The organism is Dechloromonas denitrificans (genome assembly GCF_020510685.1).
Lineage (GTDB): Bacteria > Pseudomonadota > Gammaproteobacteria > Burkholderiales > Rhodocyclaceae > Azonexus > Azonexus denitrificans_A.
The window spans coordinates 630828-655262 of sequence record NZ_CP075185.1; the positions used below are offsets into that span (position 1 = coordinate 630828).

Here is a 24435-nt window from a genome sequence, read left to right on the forward strand (position 1 = left end):
GCATTCTAGCTGCCGGCGGCAGCGTCCGCCGACGGCTTCGGGGGCAGCAGGAAACTGCGCGGCTGTTGGCGCAAGCGCAACCAGATCGCCGAGAACAACGGCCCCCAGTGCTCGAACTGAATGCGCCGGGCGCCGAGGGCGGTGCGCAGGGCCAGCCAGAAACTGACCGCCAGGTTGGTGAAGCCGATCGCGGCGACGCCGAAGGCCGCCCACAGCACGGCCTGGACCGGCAGGGCAAACTGGAAGCCGATCAGCGCGTAGCCGAGATTGGCCGAGGAGAAGGCGATGTGGCGGATGTCGAGCGGCAGGCCGAGGATGGTGCCGATTACCCCGGTCGAACCGAGCATGCAGCCGAACAGGAAGTTGCCCATCAGGCCGCCCAGCCGTTCCTGGATGTAGTTGCCGAAACGCCCGGCCCGCTCGTCGCCGAACAGGCGGCGCAGCCCCGGCAGGCGCCCGATGCGCTGGCCGATGTTGGCATAGGCCGCCTTGTTGTCGAAATAGCCGGTGATCAGCCCGGAGAGGAACAGGTAGAAGCCGGCAATCGCGGCGTGCGGCAGGGCCCAGCTCAAGGGGTCGAGATCGGCGATCAGGTGGGCGCCCTTGTCGGTCGAGATGACCGGCCCGCCGAGCCAGTGGCTCAAGCCGAAACCGATGGCGATGGCCACCGGCAGGGCGACCATCACGTTGCCGGCAATGGCCGCCAGCTGGCTGCGGCTGACCGCCGCGACGACATCGACCAGGCGCTCGAGGTCGGCGGCGCGGGTCGGCTTCAGATCGCCGAGCAGGCCGGCCAGCGTTTGCGCCGTCATCGCCGGCTGCTTGGTGGCCACCGTCATGCCGAGCAGGAAGATGAGGACGAAACCGAGGCCGTAGATCATGCTGAACAGGAAGGCTTCGACGAACAGCGGGGCGTGCAGGTCGGCGGTAAAGATCTTGAGCAGCGCCATGCCGCCGATCAGCACGCCGGCCCCGGCCGCCGAGCGCCACATCTGGCGGTAGTCGGCCGTCGTCTCGCAAATGTAGTGTTCGCCGGAGCGCGCCGCGTTCTCGGTGACGCGCACGGCGAGCAGGCGCGACAGCTGGGTCATGTAGAAGCCGAGACTGTTCCGGCGATTCTCGGCGAGGAAGGCGGCGCGGGCGAAGCCGGCCGAAGCCTCGATGGCTTCGGCATGGCCGCCGCCGGTCAGGATGGCGACCAATTCGTGCAGGCGCAGCAGGCTTTGCTCGCTGCGCGTCAGGATATAGGACAGGTGCAGGCTGGTGCCGATGCTCAGGGCCCGTTTGCGGATGCGCTGCAGGGTGTCCTGGCATTGCGCGGCGATGACCAGCAACTGGCTGCCGTCGTCGGCGGTCTGTGCCGGGTCGCTCTGCGCGGCACGGAAAGCATTGACGAAGTCCAGCGCTTCGGCCGACAGCGCGATGAAACGTGGCGTATGGTCGTCGAAATCGGGCGAGGCGCGCATCAGCTCGCCCTCGATGCCGAGGCCGCTGACCCGGTGGGCAAGCAGCAGCACGGCGTCGAGCATCTGTTCCTCGATGGCGCGCCAGTCGAGGCTGCGCAATTCCTCGGCCGGGGCGATGAGCGCCCAGAAACGTTGCGATGCCCCGTCGGGGATGCGCTCCAGCCAGCGCCAGTCAGTGGGGCGGTCGAAAATGACGTGCAGGCAGTCCTTCAACTGGCGCTCGTCGAGCGCTTCGGGCAGCAGGCGATTGCCCAGGATGCGCCACCATTCGGAGAAAAAGCCGGTACCCGGCAGGATGCCGCTGTCGGTAAAGAAGGTCATCAGCCGGCGGGCGGCGATGAAATGCACGATATGGGCACGAAAAGCCCGGCGCAGTTCGCCATCGACCTCCAGTTCGCTCAGCATGCGCTGATAGCGCCCGGCCGATTCATCGTCGCGCCGGTTCTGTGGGCGCAGGACACTGATCAGGTGGCGGATCAGTTCCAGCGCGTCGGCTTCCGGGTCGCGAAACCGGGCGAGGGCGGCAACCACCGGCTGGTCGCTCGACGTTGGCTTGCCGAGAAGCCAATGGACAAATCTTTTGATGCTTGCCATTACCATCCGTGAATCGAAATCAAGGGCCTATGGTAATTGACCCGTGGCGAAAAACCGGAATTCTCTTTGCATGGCCGCGGCGCAGGAAAGCAACTATTCGTAATAGATTGAGACGGTTTCCCTTACAATGTGGGGGTCTAAAATTTTCGACAGGGATACCCTCATTATGAACATCGTCAAGAAATCACTGGTTCTGGCACTGCTGGCCGGTATCGGCTTCGCTGCCAATGTCGCTCAAGCACAAGAGCGCGTTTATGTCATCGACCAGCGCGACGTCGTCGCCAAGAGCGGCTTCGGCCTGTGCTGGCGTACCGGCTACTGGACCCCGGCTGCTGCCGCCAAGGACGCCGCCGGTTGCGAATGCGACAAGGACCTGCTGCCGAAGGAAGCCTGCGAACCGAAGACCAGCGCTGCAACCGGCGCCGCCCCGGCGAAGACCGGCATTGTTGGCGAAAAGGTAACCGTCGCCGCTGACGCCCTGTTCGACTTCAACAAGGCTGTACTGCGTCCGGAAGGCAAGGCCAAGCTTGACGAACTGGTCTCCAAGGCCCAGGCGATCAAGCTCGAAGTGATCCTGGCCGTCGGCCATACCGACCGTATTGGTGGCGACGCCTACAACCAGAAGCTGTCCGAGAAGCGCGCTGCCGCGGTCAAGGAATACCTGGTTGCCAAGGGTATCGAAGCCAACCGTGTTTACACCGAAGGCAAGGGCGAAAAGCAACCGGTCACCGGCAACAAGTGCAAGGGCGAGAAGAAGTCCAAGGCGCTGATCGACTGCCTGCAACCGGATCGTCGCGTTGATATCGAAGTCATCGGCACCAAGTAATCAGCCGACGCTTCAACGAAAAGCCCTGCTTCGGCAGGGCTTTTTTGTAACTACCGGTTTTGTCCCATGCCCATTTGCTGCCGTTTGATCCGCCCGTTGATTGTTGCCCTGCTGGCTGTCGCCCTTGTCGCGCACGCCGCCGAAGAACCGCGCCGGCCACGCGTCGGCCTGGTGCTCGGCGGTGGCGGGGCGCGCGGCGCGGCGCACATCGGCGTACTGGAAGTGCTGGAAAAACTGCACGTGCCGGTCGATTGTGTCGCCGGCACCAGCATGGGCGCCCTGGTCGCCGGGGCCTGGGCGGCCGGCATGTCGCCGGCCGTGATGCGGCAGAGCCTGGCCAGCGCCGACTGGAACGACATGTTCATCGACAATCCCGAATACTCGGAGATGAGCTATCGCAACAAGGCGGTATCGAGCCGCTACCTGCCGGGCTCGGAGAGCGGCGTCGTGACCAATGGCGTCAAATACCAGTCGAGCGTCGTTGCCGGGCAGAAAATCAAGCTGTTCTTCAACCAGCTGGTGCGCGCCAATCAGGGCGAACGCGGCATCGAGCAATTGCCGCTGCCGTTGTCGATCATCGCCACCGATATCGGCACCGGCCAACGCGTCGTCTTGCGTGACGGATCGTTGGCGACGGCGATGCGGGCCAGCATGTCGGTGCCCGGCCTGCTCGCGCCGGTCCTCCATCGCGGGCACAAGCTGGTCGATGGCGGCCTGGTCGACAACGTGCCGATCGGCGAGGTGCGCGAGCGCTGCCAGGCCGACGTGGTGATCGTCGTCAATGTCGGCTCGCCGCTGCTCAAGGCCGAAGATGTCGGCTCGCTGCTGACGGTGTCGACCCAGATGGTCAACCTGCTGACCGAACAGAACGTGACGCGCTCGCTGGCCACGCTGCGACCGGACGACATCTACATCAAGCCCGAGCTCAACGGCATCACCGCCGGCGATTTCGAGCGCCATGCCGAAACGGCCGATCGCGGCCGGGAGGCGGCCGAGGCAATGAGCGGTCAACTGGCCCGCCTGGCCGTAGACCCGGTGCGCTATGCGGCGTGGTGGCGGGGTATCGAAGTGCTCAACCGGATCTCGCCGAAGATCGATGAGATCGAAATCGTCGGCCTCGACCGGGTCAATCGCGCGGTGATCGAGCGCCATCTGCATGTCGAGCCGGGGCAGACCATCCGGCCGAGCAGCATCAACCGCGATTTGCTCCGGATGTATGGCGACGGCTACTACGAAAGCGTCGATTACACGGTGCTGCAGCAGCGCGAGCGCAACATCCTGCGCGTCATGCCGGTCGAGAAAAGCTGGGGGCCGGATTACCTGCGCTTCGCCGTCAACCTGCAGGCCGACAACAGCCAGGGTTCGGCTTTTTCGTTGCGCGCCGCCTATCACCGGACCTGGCTGAACAAGCTGGGCGGCGAACTGATCGTCACCGGCGAAATCGGTTCGACCCATCGCCTGGGGGCCAATTTCTACCAGCCGCTCGATCCGGCGCAGCGCTTCTTTGCCGAAGCGACGACCGGCGTCGAGCAGGCCCAGATCAACGTCTTTCAGGACGATCGCCGGGTTGCCCAGTACAAGGCGACGGAGAGCGGCATCGGCGCCTACCTCGGGGCCAATGTCGGCTTGCTCGGGCCGGTCCGTCTCGGCTGGGTCGAACGGCATCGTTTCTTCGATCTCGATATCGGCTCGCCCTCGTTGCCGAGCGCCGACCAGAAATTCGGCGGCTGGCGGACAACACTCGATTTCGATCAGTTCGACCGGATGTACTTTCCGACCCGGGGTTGGGCCGCCCAGCTGTCGTATTTCGATTCGCCGCAGCAGAACTATTCGCGGGCCGATGCCGATCTGCGCGGCGCCTTCGCGTTCGGCGGCACGGTGTTCAATGCCCGGCTTCGCTACATCGGTTCGCCAAAGGGCGAATTGCCGCTCTACGATGCGGGAATGCTGGGCGGCTTCCAGAACATGACGGCCTTCGCGCCGAACCAGATCATCGGCGACGACATCCGCTACGCCGGTCTGCGCACCGAGCAGATCATCGGCCGCCTGCCGCTCGGCTTGCGCGGCGACATGCGCCTCGGGCTGTCCTTCGAGGCGGCGCAGGTCGGGATGCGCTACAGCGAATCGAAACTCAACGGGGTTCTCGACTCGACGGCGATCTATATCGGCGGCGAAACGCCGTTCGGTCCGGCCTATTTCGGTCTCGGCTACTCGACCAGCGGCGTTTCCAATATTTTCCTTTTTGTCGGGACACCCTGACGGCACCGCGTGCCGGCGGCTGGCATACTGCCCGAATTGATGTGCTGGAGAAAATCATGCAATTGCGTTTCCTGATCTGCCTGGTCGGCAGCCTGTTGTCGGCCGGCATGGGCCTCGCCCAAAGCAACGCCGTTCCGGCCAGTCCGCCGGGTCCGGCGCGCCCGGCGATGCCCGGCCCGCTCGGGAGCGAGACGCGTTCGCTGGCCCCGGCGCGGCCGACGGCCAGACCGGCCTCGCCGGTGGTCAAACCGGCGAAACCGGAACGTCCGACGCTGCCGGCCCCCGCCCGTCCGGCGCGGCCGGCCAGAGCCAACTGAGCGACCGGACTGCTGGCCAATCGCATGAGCCAAACCCTCTATCTGTGCGCCACGACCCGCCTTGCCCAAACCTTGCGCGGCGCGGTGCCGGGCGGGCAAACCGTCTGGCGGACGCGGCAGGCGCTGACCGTCGGCCAATGGCTGGCGACGCTGGCCGACGAAGCCTTGCTCAGCGGCATCGCCGAACTGCCGGGCGGCCTCGACCCGTTCGCCGAGCGGCTGCTCTGGGAAAACGTTATCGAAGCGTCGCTGACCGAGGCGGCGCCGCTTTTCGATATCCAGGGCATGGCGGCCTCGGCGGCCGAGGCGCACGCCCTCGCGACGATCTGGCAGATCCGCCCGAGCGGCGCCACGCTGTCCGACGAAGCCCGCCTCTTTCTCGGCTGGCAGGCCGAATTCGTCAAACGCTGCCGGAGCGGCCACTGGCTCGACCAGGCCAGCCTGCATCGGCAGCTGATCGGCTTGATCGAAGCCGGTCATTTCAGCTTGCCGCCGGCCGTGTTTTTTGCCGGATTCGATCGCCGCACGCCGCTTGAGGAGCACCTGGCAGCGGCGCTGACGGCACGCGGGGTCATCGTCGACAATGCCGCCGACCGCCTCGACGAGGGCAGTGCAGCGGATGGCGCCGGAACGCGTCGGCGCCTGGCCTGTCCCGACAGCGCTGCCGAATGTGCCGCCATCGCGGCCTGGGCGAGCGCCCAGCTGGCCGCTCATCCGGCCGCCCGGCTGGGGGTGGTGGCACCCGATCTGGCCGGCGTGCGCGACCGGCTGGAATTCGCCCTCGATGATGCCCTGCACCCGGCGCTGATTCGGCCCGATGCCGGTGAAGTGGCGCGTTCCTTCAACTTTTCGCTCGGCCGGACCCTGGCCGATCTGCCGCTGATCCGCGCCGGCCTCGATCTGCTGGCCGTCGGCGCGGTCGGCAAAGGCCGCGGCAAGGTCGAGCAGAGCCGCTTGTCGGCGCTGTTGCTGGCCGGCGGCTGGGCGGCTGCCGAGCACGAAGCCGACGGGCGGGCTCGGCTCGATGCCACGCTGCGCCGCGACCTGCCGTATTTCACGACGCTGTCGGCGCTGATCCGGCAGGCCGAACGGCTGGCTGAAAAAGCGCCGCCGCTCTGTCCGCAAACAATCGCCGCGCTGCAGGCTTTTATCGAGACGCTGAACGGTCTGCCGAAAACCTTGCGGCCCGGCGAATGGTCGGCGCGTTTCCGCCAGGCGCTGAAAGCGCTTGGCTGGCCCGGCGAGCGGCCGCTGTCCAGCCACGAATTCCAGGCCTGCCGGGCGTTCGGCGAAGTCCTCGACGGCTTCGGCCGCTTCGACGCGCTGCTTGGTCCCTTGTCGTTTGGCGAAGCCGTCCGTCGTCTGACGCAGCTTTGCCGGCAGCGCATCTTCCAGCCGGAAACGCGCGGCCAGCCGGCCATCCAGGTGCTCGGCGTACTCGAAAGCGCCGGCCTGGCTTTCGACGCCCTGTGGGTGATGGGGATGAATGACGACCTCTGGCCGCCGGCGCCTCGACCGAATCCGCTGCTGCCGGCCGAACTGTTGCGGGCGGCCGGCGCGGCGCATGCCAGCGCCGAGGTTGAACTCGATTTCGCGACGCGCGTCCATGCCCGGCTGTTGCTCGCCGCGCCCGATGTGACGTTTTCGTATGCGCTGGCCGACGGCAACCGGATACTCCGCCCCAGTCCGCTGATCGCCGGCTTGGCGGCGGCCGCTACCGGGCCGGCGGTCGACGATGGGCTGGCCCGCCAACTGGCTGCCCAGGCAGGCATCGCCTGCGAGCAGCGGGCCGATGCGCTGGCCCCGCCGGTCGCCGAGGGCGAGAAAGTCTCCGGCGGCAGCTGGTTGCTGCGCGCCCAGGCGATCTGCCCGGCCTGGGCCTATTACCAGTACCGGCTGGGCGGCGAAGCCATGGAGGAACCGGTCGAAGGCCTCGATCCGGCGGCTCGCGGCACGCTGGTGCATGAGGCGCTGGAAGCGTTCTGGCGTGAAGTGCGCAGCTCGCAGGCGCTGGCTGCGCTGGCCCCGGCCGCGCTGGCGCAGGTCATCGGGGCGGCGGTGCGGCAGGCGCTGGAGACCTTTGAAACGGAGCGCCGGGTGAGTTTGCCGGAGCGCTTCCGCCAACTGGAAGCGGCCCGCCTGGAAAAACTGCTGATCGTCTGGCTGGCCGTCGAAGCCAAGCGCGGGCTGGATTTCACGGTGGTCGCCTGCGAGCAGCCGGCCGAAGTCGAGATCGAGGAGATCCGGGTAAAAATGGTAGTCGACCGCATCGACCAGCTGGCCGATGGCCGGCAGGTCATCATCGACTACAAGACCGGTGCCGCCATCGACATCAAGAACTGGGCCGCGGCCCGGCTGACCGAGCCGCAATTGCCGATCTACGCGGCGCTGGTCGCCGACGAGGTGGCGGCGGTGGTCTTTGCCAAGGTCCTGCTCGACAAGCCGGGGTTCGCCGGGGTGGCCGACGAAAAGGACATCCTGCCGGGTGTCCAGGGGGTCGGCGACGACAAGCAGAAGATTTTCGATCCGGCCGAATTCCCCGACTGGATCGCCGTCGTCATGCACTGGCGCGAACGCCTGCATGCCGTCGCCCGCGAAGTTCGCCAGGGTGTCGCCGGGGTCAGTTTCGCCGACGCCAAGGCGTTGCAGTACTGTGAAGTCAAGCCGCTGCTCCGTCTGGCCGAGCGCCAGCGTCTGCTGGCTGAAGCGCAGGCCAAAGTCGCCGACTGAGCAGCGACGGCAGGGCGCCGGTGTATGCTAGCTGGTGGACGTGCGGCATCCACCGGTCGGCCAGCTATTTGGCATTGGATTGGCCTATAGTGGAAAAGCAAATTGACTGATTTTCCGGTGCTGCCGACAGCACCATCGCGTCATGCAAGGAGATTCCGCTGATGAAGGACAAGGCTGGCCGGGCGTCGGCAGCAGGCGATGCGGCGCACCGGCAGGATACGGGAGGGACCGACCTGTCGATGCCGGCGTTGCTGCACGAGCTTGAATGCCAGAAACGCGAGCTGGAAGACAAGAATGCCGCGTTGCGCCAGGCTCTGGCCGAAATCGAGGCGGCGCACAACCGTTACCTCGATCTCTATGAACTGTCGCCGGTCGGCTATCTGACCCTGACGCGCGACGGGCTGATTGCCGAAATCAATCTGACCGGTGCCGAACTGTTCGGCATCGCGCGCGACGACCTGCTTGACCACCGTTTTGCCGCCTATCTGGCAACGGACGATACCGAGCGCTGGCAACAATTGTTCGCCTCGCTGATCCTGCGCGGTGGCCAGCAAACGGCTGAATTCAAGCTGCAGCGACCGGCGGCCGGCGTCGTTTATCTGCAACTCGATTGTCTCGGGGTGCGCCGGGAGGATGAAAGGCTCGCCGTGCACGTGACGCTGACCGATATCTCGGACAAGAAGAATGCCGAAATCGCCCGCGAGGAGTCGGAGGCGCGTTACCGGGCGATTTTCGACAAGGCGCGCAACGGCCTGGTCGTTGCCGATGTGGCCAGCAAGCGCCTGCTCAGTGCCAACGAAGCTTTCCTGAAAATGGTCGGCTATTCGCGCGACGAACTGTCGGAACTCGCCGTTCCCGACATTCACCCGGCGGCCGAGGTGCCGCAGGTGAGCCAGGCCTTCGCCCAACTGGTGAGCGGCGAAATCGAGGCCGCCGAGAACATCCCGGTGCGTCGCCATGACGGCCGGATCATCTACGTCGACATCAATGGCAGCCCGTTTGTCCTGAATGGCCGACAGTGCATTCTCGGCGAATTCCACGACATCAGCGGGCGCAAGCAGGTCGAGGACGCCTTGCGCGAGCAGAAGGAATTCTTCCGCCTGATCGCCGAGAGCATCGAGGGCTTTATCGCCGTCCTCGACCCCAATGGGCGGCGCGTTTACAACAGCCCGTCCTATGCCCAGTTGCTCGGCGAGCGCAATCTGTCCGGCACCACGTCCTTTCTCGATGTTTATCCGGCCGACCGGGAGCGCGTCGTGCAGGCCTTCCGGGAGAGCGTCGTTAGCGGGGTCGGGCAGCATCTTGAGTATCGTTTCATGCGGCCCGACGGCAGCATCCGCCTGATGGAGTCGCACGGCGGGGTGATCCGCGACGAGCAGGGGGCGGTCAAATACGTGGTGGTGGTCACCCATGACGTCACTGAGCGCAAGGCGGCCGAGGAAAAGATCCATCACCTCGCCTTCTACGACGCCCTGACCCAGCTGCCCAATCGCCGGATGTTGAACGACCGCTTGCAGCAGGCGATGGCGACAAGCCGGCGGAGTGGCCGCTATGGGGCGCTGATGTTCCTCGATCTCGACGATTTCAAGCCGGTCAATGACATCCACGGCCATTGCGTCGGCGACTGCCTGCTGGTCCAGGCGGCCGAGCGGATCAGTCGGTGCGTCCGCGAGATCGACACCGTGGCGCGCTTCGGCGGCGACGAATTCGTCGTCATGCTGGGCGAACTCAACGTCGATCTCGGGCCGTCGATGCTTGAGGCCGGGATGGTCGCCGACAAGATCCGCTTGGCCATCGGCGAACCGTTCGTGCTCGAAGTCCGGGCCAAGGACGGTTCGCTGAGCAGCGTCGAACTGCATTGCACGGCGAGTATCGGTGTCGCGATGTTCCTCAATCATGAGTTCACCGAGGAAGAGGTGCTCAAGCTGGCCGATATCGCGATGTATCGGGCGAAAGACGCCGGCCGCGACTGCATTCGTTTCTCGCCGGCCGAGACTTGAGGCGGGACGAAACGGCCGAGATATTGGACAATTGCGGCCGGGCGCCGCGCCGTGGCGCGCCGGACAATTTCCAGGATAACCAGATGAACGCTGCGGTCGACCGCCTGCAAGAGGACGAAACTGCCCGGCGCCGGGCTCTCGACGTCGCCTCTTTCATCGTCGAGGCCCCGGCCGGGGCCGGCAAGACGGAGTTGCTGACGCAGCGCTACCTGCGCCTGCTGGCCGTCGTCGAGCATCCGGAAGAAGTGCTGGCGCTGACCTTCACCAACAAGGCGGCAACCGAAATGCGCGACCGTATCCTCGGCAGCCTGGAACGCGCCGCGGCCGGCGAACTGCCGGAACAGCCGCACAAACGCCTGACTTTCGAGCTGGCCGAGCGGGTGCTGGCTCACGACCGGGCGCGGACCTGGGGCCTGCTCGGCCATCCCGGGCGCCTGCGCATCACCACGCTCGACGCGCTGTGCGCCAGCCTGGCTCGGCAGATGCCGTATCTCAGCCGGTTCGGCAGCCAGCCCGGCGTCAGCGACGATGCCGCGGCGCATTACGCGGCCGCCGCCCGGCGGACGCTGGAAATGCTCGAAGGCGAGGGGGCCGATGCCGATGTGGTGGCCGCCGCGCTGGCCTTCATGGACAACAATGCCGGCCGCCTGGAGCGCCTGCTGGTCGCCATGCTCGGCCGCCGCGACCAGTGGCTGCACCATGCGACGCGGATCGAAAGCGGCGAGATGCGGGACGAAGTCGAAGCCGGCTTTGCCGCCCTGATCGAACGCGATCTGGCGCAGCTGGCCGGGCTGCTCGATGCCGGCTGGCAGGCCCGGCTGATGCCGCTCGCCCGCTTCGCCGCGGCCAACGTGCCGGAAGTGCTCGCACCGCTACTCGAGTGGACGACGCCGCTGGCCGGCGAAATCGCCGATCTGGCCCGCTGGCAGGCGCTGGCGACGCTGCTGCTGACCGGCACCGGGACGCTGCGCAAGGCCTTGACCAAGAACATCGGTTTTCCGGCCGACAAGGCGGTCAAGGCGCAGAAGGAGGCGATGGGCGAGTTGCTCGCCGATCTGGCCGCCGTTCCCGAGCTGGAAGCCGGGCTCGGTCAGTTGGGCAGTCTGCCCTACCCGGAATTGAGCGATGCCGAATGGGCCACCGTCGAATGCTTCTCGCGCCTGCTCCGGCTGGCCGCCGGGCAGTTGTGGCTGACCTTTCAGGAGGCCGGCGAGGTCGATTTCATCGAAATCGCCGCCCGTGCCGGGCTGGCGCTCGGCGATGACGAAGCACCGACCGACCTGGCCGAGGCGCTCGACTACCGCATTCGCCATCTGCTGGTCGATGAGTTCCAGGACACCAGCCCGAGCCAGGTCTCGTTGATCGAAAAGCTGACGCGCGGCTGGATGCCGGACGACGGCCGGACGCTGTTCGTGGTCGGCGACCCGATGCAGTCGATCTACCGCTTCCGCAAGGCCGATGTCGGGTTGTTCCTGCGCGTCCGCGAACGCGGCATCGGCGACATCCGGCTCGAACACCTGCGCTTGTTCCGCAACAACCGTTCCTTTCCCGGCATCGTTGATTGGGTCAATGCCAGTTTTCCCAGCATTTTTCCGGCCGCCGATAATCCCGGTTCCGGCGCCGTCTGCTACGCCGAGTCGGCCGCCACCCGGCCCGCCTACCCCGACAGCGGGGTCAGCGTCGAGGCGCTGATTGCCCGCGACGACAGCGATGCTGCCGAGGACGAAGGGCGCCGCGTTCTCGATCTGATTCTCGCCAGCCGCCGGGTCAGCCCGGACGAGCGCATCGCCGTGCTGGTCCGGGCGCGCAGCCATCTCGACGCGCTCGTCGCCGAGATCCGCCGGCGGGCGCCGGACCTGCGTTTCCAGGCGGTCGAGATCGAAGGGCTGGCGGCCCGCCAGCATGTCCAGGATTTGCTCACCCTGTATTCGGCGCTCGCCCACCGGGCCGACCGCGTGCACTGGCTGGCCGTCCTGCGCGCCCCGTGGTGCGGCTTGCTGCTGGCCGATCTGCACGCGCTGGCGGCGGACGACAAGCAGCGCACCATCTGGCAACTGATGCAGGACGAGACGCGTCTCGCCCGGCTGTCCGACGATGGCCGGCAACGCCTTGGTCATGTCCGCGCCGTCCTGGGCCAGGCCTTCGCGCATCAGGACCGCCGCCACCCGCGGCGCTGGCTGGAGGGCGTCTGGCTGATGCTCGGCGGCCCGCAGTGCCTGGAGGCGCCGGAGGCGATGGCCGACGTCGAGGCTTTCTTCCGGCTGGTGGACAAGCTGGCGGCGGCTCGCAAGCTGAATGCCGAAACGCTCGCCGCCGCGGCCGCCGAGCTGTTCGCGCCGCCCGACGCCCGGGCTGGCGACAGCATCCAGATGATGACCATCCACAAATCCAAGGGCCTCGAATTCGAGACCGTGATCCTGCCCGGCCTGCACCGCATCACCGGGGTTAACGAGAGCAGCCTGCTGCTCTGGGACGAAGTGGCCGGGGCCGACGGCAGCGAACATTTGCTGGTCGCCCCGCTGAAAGCCAAGGGCGCCGGCAATGACTTGCCGAGCACCTACGACTACCTGAAGAAACTGGAAGGCGAGCGCGCCGCGCACGAAGACGAGCGCCTGCTCTATGTCGCCGCCACCCGTGCCATCCGCCGCCTGCACCTGGTCGGCGTGGCACAGGCCGACGACAAGAAGGAGGACGGCTTGAAGGCGCCGGCCGGCGGCTCGCTGCTCAAGCTGCTCTGGCCGGGCGTCGCCCAGCCGGTGTTTGCCACCGCTCTGAGGGGCGGCGTGGCGCCGGCTGCAGCGACCGGCGAGATCGATCCGGCGACTTTCGTGCCGCCGCTGGTCCGCCTGATCGCGCCCGGTGTGCCGCCGCTGCTGGCAAATCTGCCGGCGACTGCGGCCCCGGCCGCCGGCAACGCCGAGCAGCCGGACGCCGTCGAAGCCGGCCTGGCGCTCGAGGCGTCGGTCGGCACGCTGGTCCATCGCTGTCTCGAACTGATTGCCGGGCAGGGTTTGGCCCACTGGCCGGTCGATCGCCTGGCCGGTCTCGAGCCGGCCTGGCGGCGCTGGCTGCAGAACCAGGGGCATGACGCCAGCGCGGCGGCCGGCGGGGCCGCCGAAGCGGTACAGGCGGTACGCACGACGCTGACCTCGGAGAGCGGCCGCTGGGTCCTGGCCGAGCATCCGGAAGGCGCCGCCGAGCAGGCGTGGAGCAGCCTGTCCGATACGGCGACCGCCGATGGCGCGGCCCGTCAGGCGGCGGTGAATCACGTGATCGACCGCGTTTTCGTCGCCGACGGTTGCCGCTGGATTGTCGACTACAAGACGGTGCGCGGGTCGGCGGTCGATCTGCCGCAACGCGCCGAACAGTTCCGGCCGCAACTCGAGCGCTACGCCGCCTTGTTCCGTGCCGATGCCCGGCCGCTACGGATGGCGATCTATTTTCCGCTGCAAGGTCAGTTGCTCGAATTGCCGGCCCGGCCGGCCGGATAAGCGAGGCGCCGGAAAACGCTTCATTGTTATACTTTGCCGATCGATACTAGCGAGTGAGGCGGCATGTTCCTCCTGTTGCGCCCCCGGTTTCAGCCCTTCAGACTTGATTGATGCGCGCCTTTTTATCCATCGTCCTGCTCTTGCTTGCCTGCGCCTCCGTCGCCCAGGCCGGGTCATTGCGCATTGCCCTGGGGGTGCAGAACAACCTCTCGCCAGCGCCCGGCCAGTCCGCCAGGGGCGGCGCGCAGAGCGGCGGTCTGATCGCTTTCAATGAAGATCTGGCGCGCGAAATCTGCCGGCGGATCAATGCCCGTTGCGTGACGCGCCATGTGCTGTTCGGCGAAATACTGCCGGGCATTGAGGGCGGAAAGTTCGAGCTCGGTTTCGGCAATTATCTGCGGACGCCGGAACGCGAAAAACAAGTGGCCTTCAGCGACCCGCTCTGGCGTTCGTCCTCGCGCTTGCTGGCGGCGCCGGCGACGACACAGCGTTTTACCAGGCGGCTCGGCCGTGAGCCGGACCTGGCCAGCTTGCGCGGGGCGCGCCTCGGCGTCGTCGCCGAAACGCAGCAACACCGCTATCTGCAGAGCATTGCCCTGGCACAGGAATTGACGGTACTCACCGCCCCGACGATAGGTGACGCCCTCACCCTGTTGCGCGAAGGGAAGGTCGATTTCTGCCTGTTTCCGATGCTCAGCGCCTACGCCATGTTGAATTCCGAGCCGGCCGGGGCCTTCGAGTTTGCCGGCCGGCCGCTGACCGAAAGCGGGCTGGGCGGCACGGTCCATATCGCCCTGCCGAAAACCGACGGTGCCTTGCGGGAGGGCGTCAACCTGGCCATCGCCGCGATGCGCGCCGACGGCACCTACCACCGCATCGTGCGGCGGCATTTTCCTTTCAGTCTGGATTGAGGCCGGGATGATCGATAACTTTTCCGGTTTCAAGGGCATTCGGGCCGGTCGGGCCTTTGCCTTGCTGGCCGCCCTGTTTGTCCTGATTTTCGGGGCGATGGTCGTGCTCATCGCGCTCGACCAGCAGCGGGTGATCGATTCGACGACCCGTCTGCAGGACCAGACGGTGCCCGAGATCATCCGTCACCAGCGGCTCTCCCGCAATCTCGAGCAACTGCGTCAGGAAGGCGAACGGGTCTTCGCGGCCAGTACGCCGCAAGCCCGCCAGCAGGCGATGTTCGTCGTGACGCTGGTGGCCAGTCATCCGAGCGTCCTGGAGCATCGGGAGGCAGCCGAGCAGGCGCGCCTGCTCGAGCGTTTTCTGGTCGATGTGCTCCGCCAGTCAAGCCGCGACGAAAATGCCTTCGCCGCCAATCTGCCCGAATGGCAGCGGCTGTCGGCCCGCCTCGGCCTGCTGGTCGACGATATTTCGATTCAGGGAACCATCCTGGCGACGAAAGACCTTGGCGACGTCGCGGCGGCGATGAATCTGGCCCGCTTGAAGTTGTACGGGGCGATGGTGGTGGTCGGCCTGTTCCTGTTGATTTTCCTGGTCTTGCTGCGGGCTCACCTGATCCACCCACTACAGCTGATCGACAAGGCCTTGTCGGGCCTCAGCGTCGAACGGCCGGCCCCGCAATTCGCGGCCTCGCCGATGATCGAGATTCAGGTCGTCGAGGAGGCGATCGGCGAGTTGCACGCGTCGCTGCTGCAGAATGAAGAGGCCCGCCAGGCGCTGGAAAATCTGGCCAACAAGGATGGATTGACCGGGCTGACCAACCGGCGCCATTTCATGCTGCTGGCCGATGCCGAGCTGCAACGCGCCCAGCGCTACCGGCGGCCGATTACCGTCGGCATGGCCGATCTCGATTTCTTCAAGAAACTGAACGACAGCTATGGTCACGCCGCCGGCGACACGGTCCTCCGCGCCGTCGCGGCGCTGATGCAGGAGACGCTGCGCCAGTCGGATCTGGTCGGGCGCTACGGCGGCGAGGAGTTCGCCTTCCTGTTCCCGGAAAGCTCGCTGGCCGAAGCCGCCAAGCTGGCCGAACGGTTCCGCGCCCGCTGCGCCGATTACGATATCCGCCTGGCCGACGGGCGCCTGGTCCGGGTCACGCTGAGCATGGGGCTGGCCGACGCCAGCGAGTGCCCGCTCGAAATCGCCCTCAAGCATGCCGACGATGCCCTCTATGCCGCGAAACACCAGGGCCGCAACCGGGTCGTCGTGGCCGGCGGCGATGTGGCGGCCGATCTTCCGCTTGATGCCTAGGGCCGATGCATATCCTGATTGTCGAAGATGACCGCGTGATTGCCGAGAATCTCTACGATTTTCTCGAGGCCTGCGGCCATCAGTGCGACTTTGCCATGACGCTGGCGGCGGCCCGGCCGCTGCTCGCGGCCGGCGGCATCGACGCCCTGGTGCTCGACCGCAATCTGCCGGATGGCGACGGGGCCAGCCTGGCCCGCCAGCTGCGCGGTGCCGGCAACATGCTGCCGATCCTGATGTTGACGGCGCGCGATGCGCTGGACGACAAGCTGGCTGGTTTCGCCGCCGGGGCCGACGACTATCTGGCCAAACCCTTCGCCCTGAAGGAGGTCGAGGCGCGGCTGCAGGCGCTGCAGCGGCGGAGCAGCGGCCGCCCCGACAGCGGACCGTTGAGCGCCGGGCCGCTGACTTACGATGGCGTCGCCCAGGAGGTTCGCCTGAACGGCCGCCGGCTGGCCTTGCCGCCGAAGGCCAGTCGCCTGCTGGCGGTGATGATGCCGCATCCGAATCGCCTGTTTTCCCGGCGCGAACTGGAAATCGCCATCTGGGGCCATGAGCAAGCGTCGAGCGACAATCTGCGCAGCGTCCTGCACACCGTCCGCAAGGCGGTCGGCGACGACGCGGCCATCGGCATCCAGAACGTCCATGGCCTTGGCTACAAGCTCGTCGGTGCCTGAACGCGGCCCCAGCATGCGCTTCCGGGTCGCCGCCTCGCTGGCGGCGCTGGCCCTGCTCGTGCTGCTGGTGCACTCGGTGGTCACGGTCCTGCTCTTCGACAAGAAGGAAGAGGAGTTCATCAACCACCAACTCGACGCCCAGATTGCCTACAGCATGGAAATCTGGCGCCAGTCGCCGAATGCCGCGCTGCCCAATACCCCGGCGATGTGGCTGTACCGGGTCGGCCGGGGCGAGACGGCTGGCGCCGTACCGCCGCTATTGGCCGGATTGGCGGTCGGCAATCATGAGGTTTATCTGGGCAGCAAGGAATATCACGTCGCCGTCCGCGAGGATGAGAGCGCCCGCTATATCCTGGCCTACGACGTCGACGATCACGAGTCGCGGCTCGACAGCCTGATGCTGACGACGCTCAGCGCCTCGCTGCTGCTCGGTTTGCTGACGCTGATCGCCGGCTTCCATCTGGCCGGCCGCCTGACACGCCGCCTGGAACGTCTGGCCCTCCGGGTCGAGCAGGAAACGCCGGGGTCGCTGGTCGAGCCCGGCATGGAGCGCGAACTGCAGGCGGTGGCCGAGGCCCTTGATCATTACCGGGCGCGGCAGGGCGCCATGCTCGAACGCGAACGGGCTTTCGCCGCCAATCTGTCGCATGAGTTGCGCACGCCGCTGACCGGCATCCGCACCGATGCCGAATTGCTGGCGGCCCTGCCGGACCTGCCGGAGACCGTCGCCCGGCGGGGCAATCGCATCGTCGACAGCGTCGACCGCATCAACGGCCTGGCCAATAGCCTGCTGATCCTGGCCCGCGAGGCGAAACCGGCGCTGCTCGAGGAAATTCAGCTGCTAGCGGCGATCCAGTCGGTCTGGGCGGCATTGATGCTGGCGGCGCCGAAAGCGGTCGGTTTGCGCCTGGAAATACCCGAAGGCAGCACGGTCAGCGCCGATCCCGCCTTGCTCGATCTGGTCCTGCGCAATCTGCTCGATAATGCGCTGCGTTACAGCGACACCGGCGAGATCGTCTGCCGCCTCGCCGAGAGCAAACTGGTCGTGCGCGATACTGGGCCCGGCTTTGCCGAAGAGGATCTGGCGCGCGTTTTCGACCGCTTTTTCGTCGGCCCGCGCGGCGCCAACGGCCTTGGTCTGGCCCTCGTCCGTCACGTCTGTTCGGCCAGCGGCTGGCAGGTCAGCGCCGGCAATGCCGCAGCGGGCGGCGGTGAAATAACCGTCGATTTCGGCGCCGGCCTGTCGCGTTACGCGGTGCCTCACAATTTCCTCACAGGCGCTTGAGTAGACTGTCGCGCAATACATTTTGCGGTGGTTGGCGATGAAGCGATTCGATGGTTTGAACGGGCACGGACTGCGCGTCTGGGGTTTGACGGGGCTGATTGCGATGGGCGTTTTTCTGCTCACCCGGATCGTGCTGCTCGTCCATGCAGTGATCTTCAGCCAGCAGACGCTCGACGTTCTGCTCGTTCCGCTGGCCCTCGGCGTGCTGCGCGACATTCCGGCAGCGGCCGTGGTCGCTTCGCCGTGGCTGGTCTTCGAGCTGCTGTTCAGCGCCAAGTGGCGCGACCGGCTGCGCCGGCCGCTGTTCGCCGTCTATCTGTTCACACTGTTTTTTGTCGCGGTCTCGGAAGGCATTTTCTGGGACGAGTTCAGCGTTCGCTTCAACTTCATCGCCCTCGATTACTTGGTGTTCACCACCGAAGTGATCGGCAACATCAAGGAATCCTATCCGGTCGGCAAGATTGTCGCGGCACTGGCCGTGCTGACCGCCGTCGTCTTCTGGGGCCTGCGCCGCCCGTTGCGCCTGGCCCTGGCGGTCGATGTCAAACGGCGCAGCCAACTGGGCTGGGCGCTCGGCCTGCTGGTCGTCGCCTGGGTCAGCGCCTACAAGATGGCGCCGCCGGAGTTTGCCGCCAACACCTACGCCAACGAACTGGCCGACAACGGCTGGCGCAGCTTCCTCTGGGCGGCCCGTCAGAACAAGCTGAATTACCGCCAGTTTTACGCCACCCGGCCGGATGGCGAAGTGATGACCGACCTGCAACGCCTGTCCGGCCATGGCCTGGTGACGGCGACCCAGCAACCGGTGCAAAAGGTCGCCTACAAGCCGGCCAAGCAACCGAACGTGGTCGTCGTGATGATGGAAAGCATGTCGGCCGAATACATGGCGACTTTTGGCAACGATGAAGGGCTGACCCCCAATCTCGATCGCCTGGCCAAGGAAGGCCTGCTGTTCACCCGTCTTTACGCCGCCGGCACCCGCACGGTGCGTGGCCTCGAAGCGCTCTCCGCCGGTTTGCCGCCGTTGCCCGGCAAGTCCGTCGTGCGCTGGCCGAACATCACCAACCTGAACACGCTTGGCGGCGCGCTGGCCGCCCGCGGCTGGTCGCCGCATTTCCTGTACGGCGGTTATGGCATGTTCGACAACATGAACGGCTACTTCGCGGCGCAGGGCTATCAGGTCACCGACCGGACCGGCTTCAAGGACGGCCTGATCGAATTTGAAAATGTCTGGGGCGTCGCCGACGAACATCTGTTCGATCAGGTGCTCGGCGAAATCGATGCCGATGCCGCCGCCGGGCGTCCGTTCTTCGGTCACATCATGACCGCCTCGAACCACGTGCCATTCACCTACCCGGAAGGGCGCATCGACATTCCTTCCCCCGGCAAGCGCCGTGGCGGCGTCAAGTACGCCGACTATGCGGTCGGCCGGTTCATCGAAATGGCCAAGCAGAAGCCGTGGTTCGACAACACCATTTTCGTCTTCGTCGCCGACCACTGCGCAAGCAGCGCCGGCAAGGCGAAGATCCCGGTGCATCGTTACCACATTCCGGCCATCGTCTATGCGCCGAAGCTGATCGCGCCGAAGCGCGTCGATACGCTGGCCAGCCAGATCGATCTGGTGCCGACCATGCTCGCCATGCTCGGCCTGCAAGGCGACGATCACTTCGTCGGCCGCGACATCCTGCGCATGCCGCCGGAAGAGGGCCGGGCGCTGCTGTCGACCTACCAGAACCTCGGTTACCTGAAGGGCGACGTGATGACGGTGCTGGAGCCCCGGCGCAAGATCGAAACCTTCAAGATCAGCGCCGACGGCAAGGACGCCCAGCCGATGCCGACCAATCCCCAGTTGGCCGAAGAGGCGATTGCCTACTTCCAGGGCGCTGCGCTGCTGATGGATCGGCACGGCGAACATGGCGAAGCCGCGGCGCCCGGCCGCGGCGGCTTGTAGGCGGCAGTCACCCCCGCTGGCGCTGGCGGGGGCCGGCCGGCGGGGCGAATCGCCTACAATGCGGCGATGAATTCATCAATCGAATGGCTTGAAGCCGGCGCGCCGCATGCTGCCCGCTGGCGCTCCGAAGCGGCCATCGCGCCGCATGCCAAGGTTGTCGTCGGTGACGACCGGCTCGGCGCCGATGCCGCCTACCGTCTGCTCGCCGATGGCACGGCGATCCTCTGGCGCGGCGACTGGCAGAATGCCCGCCAATTGCTGCAGGCCCTGACTCAGCGGGCCGACCGCCAGGCCCGCACGAAAAGTGGGCCAAAGCCGGCGACGCCGGCCGCCGCCTTCGCCCAACATCGGCGCAGCCAGGGCCGCCGTGCGGCGCTGCTCGGCCTGCTGCTGGTGCCGCTGGCCGCCGATTACAGCGTCCCGCTGCACCGGGCGCAGGATGTCCGGCAGGCATGCCACGAAGCCTATGGTCCGGGCGGCGAAGACTCCGTCGTCGCGCTGCGCGAACTGCTGGCGGTGGTCAGCGCGCACGAATGGCGCAAGAAAGGCATCCCGGTGCCGGCGGTCGAGGGCCGCATCTATCCGCATTTCGGCGTCTTCTCACCAGTCCGCGGGGAATACGTCGATCTCGTCGCCACGGCACCGTTGCCGGCGGCCTGCCAACTGGCCTTCGATATCGGCACCGGCTCCGGCATCCTGGCCGCCGTGCTTGCCCGGCGCGGCGTCAAGCGCGTGCTGGCGACCGATCAGGATCAACGCGCCCTGCAGTGCGCCAGCGAAAATGTGCAGAAACTCGGCTTGAGCGCCGCCGTCGAGGTGATCAAGGCCGATCTCTTCCCGGCCGGGCAGGCGCCCCTGGTCGTCTGCAATCCGCCCTGGGTTCCGGCGCAACCCAGTTCGCCCATCGAATATGCCGTCTACGACCCGGATTCGCGCATGCTGCGCGGCTTCCTCGGCGGCCTCGCGGCACATCTGGCGCCGGGCGGCGAGGGCTGGCTGATCATCTCCGACCTCGCCGAACACCTCGGCCTGCGCACCCGGGACGAACTGCTCGGCTGGATCGGCGCCGCCGGTCTCGCCGTGCTTGGCCGCCTCGACACCCGTCCGCAGCATCCCAAGGCCAGCGACCGCAGCGACCCGCTGCATGCCGCTCGGGCTGCGGAAGTGACCTCGCTGTGGCGGCTCGGGCTGGCCAGCGGATAAATAATTGTCGGCGGCAGGAATATTGGCGGACTGATTTTCGTATATCCCGTGTAGCACCCCAAAACCAACGGAGAAAATCATGAAAAGAGACAAACTGACGTTCGCCCTGCTTGTTTCCGCCACGCTGTTTGCCGGTACCGCCGGCGCGGCACCGCCGATGGCCAGCGGTGGCGTGCTCACCGGCAACAATGGCATGACGCTCTATACCTTCGACAAGGATGCCGACGGCAAGAGCATGTGCAACGGTCCGTGCGCGACCAACTGGCCGCCCGCCCTGCTGGGCGATGACGAGATGGCGAGCGGCGCCTACACCGTGGTCACCCGCGACGATGGCAAGAAACAGTGGGCAGTCAAGGGCAAGGCGCTGTATTACTGGAGCAAGGATCAGAAGCCGGGCGACCAGACCGGCGATGGCTTCAACAACCTCTGGCACGTCGCCAAACCCTAAGCCCGGTGGAGAGAAACGCGATCCTGGCCGAATTGCCCCGCCTGCGGCGTTACGCGCGGGCGCTGGTTGGCGATCGCGCGGCTGCCGACGATCTGGTCCAGGACACGCTCGAACGGGCCTGGTCGCGCCTTGCCCAGTGGCGTGCGGGGAGCGACCTGCGCGCCTGGCTGTTCAGCATCATGCACAACCTGCGCGTCGATCAGTTGCGCCGCCCCGGTCTGAGCACCGTCGCGATCGACGACGCGGATTGCCTGGCGCCGAGCCGGGCGACGCAAAGCGACCGGCTGGAAGTCGGCGATCTCGAAGCGGCGCTCGGCCAATTGCCGGAAGAGCAACGCGCCGTGCTGCTGCTCGTCGCGCTGGAGGAAATGAGCTATGAGGAAGTCGCCGGGGCGCTGGCCATTCCGCTCGGTACCGTGATGTCGCGCCTGTCGCGCGGCCGCGAACGGCTGCGCCAGATTCTCGCTGGTCGTTCGTCTTCATCAATTTTGCGAGTTGTCCGATGAGTTCCTTGCCAATCAGCGAAGCCGATCTGCACGCCTATGTCGACGACCGCCTGCCGGCGGCGCGGCGTGGCGAGATCGATGCCTATCTGGCGAACGATGCCGAGGCGGCCGAGCGCCTGCAGGCCTACCGCGGGCAACGGGACGCCCTGCGCGAATTATTCGCTCCGCTGCTCGCCGAGCCGTTGCCCGCAACGCTGCGCCGGTTGGCCGAGCCGCCGGTTGCGACGGGCGAGGCGCCGCCCGGGTCTTGGTTACCGGGCTGGTTCGTGCAGCGCATTGCTGCCGGTTTGCTGATCGCCCTGTTGGGCGGCGTTGCCGGCTGGTTCGGGCATCTCCAGTATCAGCCGAACGAACGCCTGGCTGCCGCGATTCCGCTGGCCCGCCAAGCTGCCGTGGCTCACGCCGTCTATAGTCCCGATCTCCGGCGGCCGGTTGAAATCGCCGCCGATCAGGAAGAACTGCTCGTCAAGTGGTTGTCGAAGCGTCTGGGCAGCCCGGTACGCCCGCCCAAATTGGCGGGGCTCGGCTACGAACTGATCGGCGGCCGGTTGTTGCCGGGCAACGCCGGTCCGGTCGCGCAGTTCATGTATCAGGAAAGTAGCGGCCAGCGCCTGACGCTCTACGTCAGCACCGAAAGACAAGTCAATGGCGATACCGGCTTCCGCTTTGCCAGGGAAGGGCAGGTCAATGTCTTCTACTGGATCGACGGAGAATTTTCCTATGCCTTGTCGGCCAGCATCGCCAAGGGCGAATTGGCGAAAGTCGCGACGGCGGTTTACGACCAGCTGGAGCCGAAATAATCGGCGCCAAACAAAACGGGATGCTCATTGCGAGCATCCCGTTCGTTATCTGGCTCAGTCAAGCCGGGCAACCGGAAGCGGTTGCCAAGGCAGACTATTTGGTCGGCTTGCGGCCCGGAGCGGCCGGCGGGAAATAACCGGAAACGCGGCACTGGAAGCCTTCGATGGGCTTGCCATCCTTGAAGGTGGTCACGGTGCAACGGGAAATCTCGCCGCGCTCCGAGAGATCGGTCAGCGAGAGACGGACTTGTTTAAGCGAGATCCCAGTTGCGGCGGCAATCTCGGAGTCTAGTAGCTGACCGTGCTTCTTCAGGTGTTCGAGGACCGGGTTGGTGGGCATGTGAAATCCTTTCAAGAAGATGGCTGCAGGTATCGTATGCCTATCCCGCATTGACCAAAAATGGCTACACCGTCGGTGCATGTAGTCAGTAAAGCAACAGCCCCCGGTTTGTTGCCGAGGCTAAGTGTTTGATTCGTTGGTGGTCTGCACCGGCTTGCGCCGGAGGTCAAAGGATGGTGAGCCGGGATGAAGAGGCTCGTTTGCCTTTGCGTTACAGAAGACCTTGGAACCGCACAGTATACCCCTCAAATGACGATTTTGCTAACAAAATCAACGGATAATCCGGTTTTTCGTGAAGACTGTCGAGCGCGACCGGTCAACGGCCCGGGCGAGTCGCGACAGTAGTTCCGGAGATGCACGCCTACTCTGCATTTGCATCGCTTGTCGGCCAGCATGTCGATTGCGCGTTGGCTGCGCTTGGCATAGTATCGAAGCAGACGGAACGGCGGAATAAGTACATCCAACACGGGGGCGTACCGAAGTTCATGGCAATGGAAAACCGAGTCGAAAAAGAGCGCATCATCCAGGAATTCGTTCCTGGAAAGCAGGTGACTCTCGCCCATCTGATCGCTCACCCGACCGACGAGCTGAGTAAAAAAATCGGTGTTCCGGGCGCCGAAGCGATCGGCATCATGACCCTCACGCCCGGCGAAACCGCGATGATCGCTGGCGACATCGCCACCAAGGCTGCCAACATCCAGATCGGCTTTCTCGATCGTTTCAGTGGCGCGCTGGTCATCTACGGTTCGGTCGGCTCAGTCGAAGAAGCCTTGAACCAGGTCATAGCAACGCTTGAGCGTTCCTTGGGGTATGCGGTATGTCAGACCACAAAGACGTAATCATCGACCGGGCGCACGCCTTCATGCTGATGGGGCCGGTCGGCGCCGGCAAGTCGACCCTGTTCAATGCCCTGTTCGAGCGCGGCAGCGACGTTCAGAAAACGCAGGCGGTCGAATACGAAAGCGATCTCGGCGTTGATACGCCGGGCGAGTTTTTCAGCCACCCCCGCCTTTACCGTGCCTTGATCAATACCGCCGCCGATGTCGGCACCCTGGTCTATGTCCATGCCGCCGACGACTTCGCCTGTCGCATGCCGCCGGGTTTTCTGCAGATCTACCCGGGCAAGCACCTGGTCGTCGCGTTGACCAAGACCGATCTGCCCGAGGCTGACCCTGACCGTGTCGAAGCACTGCTCCGCGAACAGGGAATCGCCGGGGACGTTTTTCGGATCTCGAGCCAGCATCCCGAAAGCATTGCACCCCTTGCCCTCCGGCTTCTCGAATTTCAAAGAGAGGCCGAATCCGCCACGGCGTTGGAGGTTTAGC

The 24435-nt window shown here is 65.8% G+C and carries 19 protein-coding genes; 17 read left to right on the plus strand and 2 right to left on the minus strand.

Annotated features, from left to right (window positions below; translation table 11 throughout):
- Positions 1–5: 5 nt before the first annotated feature.
- Positions 6–2060 (minus strand): site-specific recombinase, encoded by a 2055-nt coding sequence (locus tag KI611_RS03135; RefSeq protein WP_226418377.1) that lies wholly within the window; start codon positions 2058–2060, stop codon positions 6–8.
- A gap of 166 nt (positions 2061–2226) precedes the next feature.
- Between KI611_RS03135 and KI611_RS03140 the strand changes: the two genes are divergently transcribed.
- From KI611_RS03140 to KI611_RS03210, 15 genes are all read left to right on the plus strand, one after another.
- Positions 2227–2886, plus strand: coding sequence for an OmpA family protein (locus KI611_RS03140; protein ID WP_226418378.1), 660 nt, complete (start codon positions 2227–2229; stop codon positions 2884–2886).
- A gap of 66 nt (positions 2887–2952) precedes the next feature.
- Entirely contained in the window at positions 2953–5145 is a 2193-nt protein-coding gene (locus KI611_RS03145; RefSeq protein ID WP_226418379.1) for a patatin-like phospholipase family protein, read from the plus strand.
- Positions 5146–5201: 56 nt separating this feature from the next.
- Positions 5202–5462: a hypothetical protein gene (locus KI611_RS03150; protein ID WP_226418380.1), complete on the plus strand. Its 261-nt coding sequence runs from the start codon at positions 5202–5204 to the stop codon at positions 5460–5462.
- Between the two features lie 24 nt (positions 5463–5486).
- The gene (locus KI611_RS03155) at positions 5487–8192 is read left to right on the plus strand and encodes a PD-(D/E)XK nuclease family protein (RefSeq protein WP_226418381.1); all 2706 of its coding nucleotides are present in this window, start codon (positions 5487–5489) and stop codon (positions 8190–8192) included.
- 161 nt (positions 8193–8353) lie between these two features.
- Complete coding sequence (locus tag KI611_RS03160) at positions 8354–10192, plus strand: bifunctional diguanylate cyclase/phosphodiesterase (RefSeq protein ID WP_226418382.1); 1839 nt, start codon at positions 8354–8356, stop codon at positions 10190–10192.
- A gap of 83 nt (positions 10193–10275) precedes the next feature.
- On the plus strand, positions 10276–13683 hold the full coding sequence (locus KI611_RS03165; RefSeq protein WP_226418383.1) for a UvrD-helicase domain-containing protein: 3408 nt from the start codon (positions 10276–10278) through the stop codon (positions 13681–13683).
- A gap of 110 nt (positions 13684–13793) precedes the next feature.
- Complete coding sequence (locus KI611_RS03170) at positions 13794–14594, plus strand: substrate-binding periplasmic protein (protein WP_226418384.1); 801 nt, start codon at positions 13794–13796, stop codon at positions 14592–14594.
- Positions 14595–14601: 7 nt separating this feature from the next.
- On the plus strand, positions 14602–15903 hold the full coding sequence (locus KI611_RS03175) for a GGDEF domain-containing protein (protein ID WP_226418385.1): 1302 nt from the start codon (positions 14602–14604) through the stop codon (positions 15901–15903).
- A gap of 5 nt (positions 15904–15908) precedes the next feature.
- On the plus strand, positions 15909–16577 hold the full coding sequence (locus tag KI611_RS03180) for a response regulator transcription factor (RefSeq protein ID WP_226418386.1): 669 nt from the start codon (positions 15909–15911) through the stop codon (positions 16575–16577).
- Complete coding sequence (locus KI611_RS03185) at positions 16570–17862, plus strand: sensor histidine kinase (protein ID WP_226418387.1); 1293 nt, start codon at positions 16570–16572, stop codon at positions 17860–17862. The genes KI611_RS03180 and KI611_RS03185 overlap by 8 nt, the downstream gene beginning before the upstream one ends.
- 37 nt (positions 17863–17899) lie before the next feature.
- Positions 17900–19813, plus strand: coding sequence for an LTA synthase family protein (locus KI611_RS03190; protein WP_226418388.1), 1914 nt, complete (start codon positions 17900–17902; stop codon positions 19811–19813).
- Between the two features lie 66 nt (positions 19814–19879).
- On the plus strand, positions 19880–21016 hold the full coding sequence (locus tag KI611_RS03195; RefSeq protein WP_226418389.1) for a 50S ribosomal protein L11 methyltransferase: 1137 nt from the start codon (positions 19880–19882) through the stop codon (positions 21014–21016).
- Between the two features lie 79 nt (positions 21017–21095).
- Positions 21096–21464 (plus strand): hypothetical protein, encoded by a 369-nt coding sequence (locus KI611_RS03200; RefSeq protein WP_226418390.1) that lies wholly within the window; start codon positions 21096–21098, stop codon positions 21462–21464.
- 5 nt (positions 21465–21469) lie between these two features.
- A complete protein-coding gene (locus tag KI611_RS03205; RefSeq protein WP_226418391.1) occupies positions 21470–21970 on the plus strand; it encodes an RNA polymerase sigma factor in 501 nt (166 codons plus the stop codon).
- Complete coding sequence (locus KI611_RS03210) at positions 21967–22770, plus strand: anti-sigma factor family protein (RefSeq protein ID WP_226418392.1); 804 nt, start codon at positions 21967–21969, stop codon at positions 22768–22770. Before KI611_RS03205 ends, KI611_RS03210 begins: the two co-directional genes overlap by 4 nt.
- A gap of 94 nt (positions 22771–22864) precedes the next feature.
- Here KI611_RS03210 and KI611_RS03215 read toward each other — a convergent pair whose 3' ends face one another.
- Positions 22865–23110 (minus strand): FaeA/PapI family transcriptional regulator, encoded by a 246-nt coding sequence (locus KI611_RS03215; RefSeq protein WP_226418393.1) that lies wholly within the window; start codon positions 23108–23110, stop codon positions 22865–22867.
- Between the two features lie 491 nt (positions 23111–23601).
- Between KI611_RS03215 and eutS the strand changes: the two genes are divergently transcribed.
- Both eutS and KI611_RS03225 read left to right on the plus strand, forming a co-directional pair.
- Positions 23602–23949, plus strand: a complete 348-nt coding sequence (eutS, locus tag KI611_RS03220) for an ethanolamine utilization microcompartment protein EutS (RefSeq protein ID WP_226419866.1) — start codon at positions 23602–23604, stop codon at positions 23947–23949.
- Complete coding sequence (locus KI611_RS03225; protein ID WP_226418394.1) at positions 23928–24434, plus strand: EutP/PduV family microcompartment system protein; 507 nt, start codon at positions 23928–23930, stop codon at positions 24432–24434. The genes eutS and KI611_RS03225 overlap by 22 nt, the downstream gene beginning before the upstream one ends.
- The last annotated feature ends 1 nt before the right edge of the window (position 24435 follow it).

Coding starts and splice junctions, on each gene's coding strand:
- KI611_RS03135 (WP_226418377.1), bottom strand. CDS start 2,060: ATGGCAAGCATCAAAAGATTTGTCCATTGGCTTCTCGGCAAGCCAACG.
- KI611_RS03140 (WP_226418378.1), top strand. CDS start 2,227: ATGAACATCGTCAAGAAATCACTGGTTCTGGCACTGCTGGCCGGTATC.
- KI611_RS03145 (WP_226418379.1), top strand. CDS start 2,953: ATGCCCATTTGCTGCCGTTTGATCCGCCCGTTGATTGTTGCCCTGCTG.
- KI611_RS03150 (WP_226418380.1), top strand. CDS start 5,202: ATGCAATTGCGTTTCCTGATCTGCCTGGTCGGCAGCCTGTTGTCGGCC.
- KI611_RS03155 (WP_226418381.1), top strand. CDS start 5,487: ATGAGCCAAACCCTCTATCTGTGCGCCACGACCCGCCTTGCCCAAACC.
- KI611_RS03160 (WP_226418382.1), top strand. CDS start 8,354: ATGAAGGACAAGGCTGGCCGGGCGTCGGCAGCAGGCGATGCGGCGCAC.
- KI611_RS03165 (WP_226418383.1), top strand. CDS start 10,276: ATGAACGCTGCGGTCGACCGCCTGCAAGAGGACGAAACTGCCCGGCGC.
- KI611_RS03170 (WP_226418384.1), top strand. CDS start 13,794: ATGCGCGCCTTTTTATCCATCGTCCTGCTCTTGCTTGCCTGCGCCTCC.
- KI611_RS03175 (WP_226418385.1), top strand. CDS start 14,602: ATGATCGATAACTTTTCCGGTTTCAAGGGCATTCGGGCCGGTCGGGCC.
- KI611_RS03180 (WP_226418386.1), top strand. CDS start 15,909: ATGCATATCCTGATTGTCGAAGATGACCGCGTGATTGCCGAGAATCTC.
- KI611_RS03190 (WP_226418388.1), top strand. CDS start 17,900: ATGAAGCGATTCGATGGTTTGAACGGGCACGGACTGCGCGTCTGGGGT.
- KI611_RS03195 (WP_226418389.1), top strand. CDS start 19,880: ATGAATTCATCAATCGAATGGCTTGAAGCCGGCGCGCCGCATGCTGCC.
- KI611_RS03200 (WP_226418390.1), top strand. CDS start 21,096: ATGAAAAGAGACAAACTGACGTTCGCCCTGCTTGTTTCCGCCACGCTG.
- KI611_RS03210 (WP_226418392.1), top strand. CDS start 21,967: ATGAGTTCCTTGCCAATCAGCGAAGCCGATCTGCACGCCTATGTCGAC.
- KI611_RS03215 (WP_226418393.1), bottom strand. CDS start 23,110: ATGCCCACCAACCCGGTCCTCGAACACCTGAAGAAGCACGGTCAGCTA.
- eutS (WP_226419866.1), top strand. CDS start 23,602: ATGGAAAACCGAGTCGAAAAAGAGCGCATCATCCAGGAATTCGTTCCT.
- KI611_RS03225 (WP_226418394.1), top strand. CDS start 23,928: ATGTCAGACCACAAAGACGTAATCATCGACCGGGCGCACGCCTTCATG.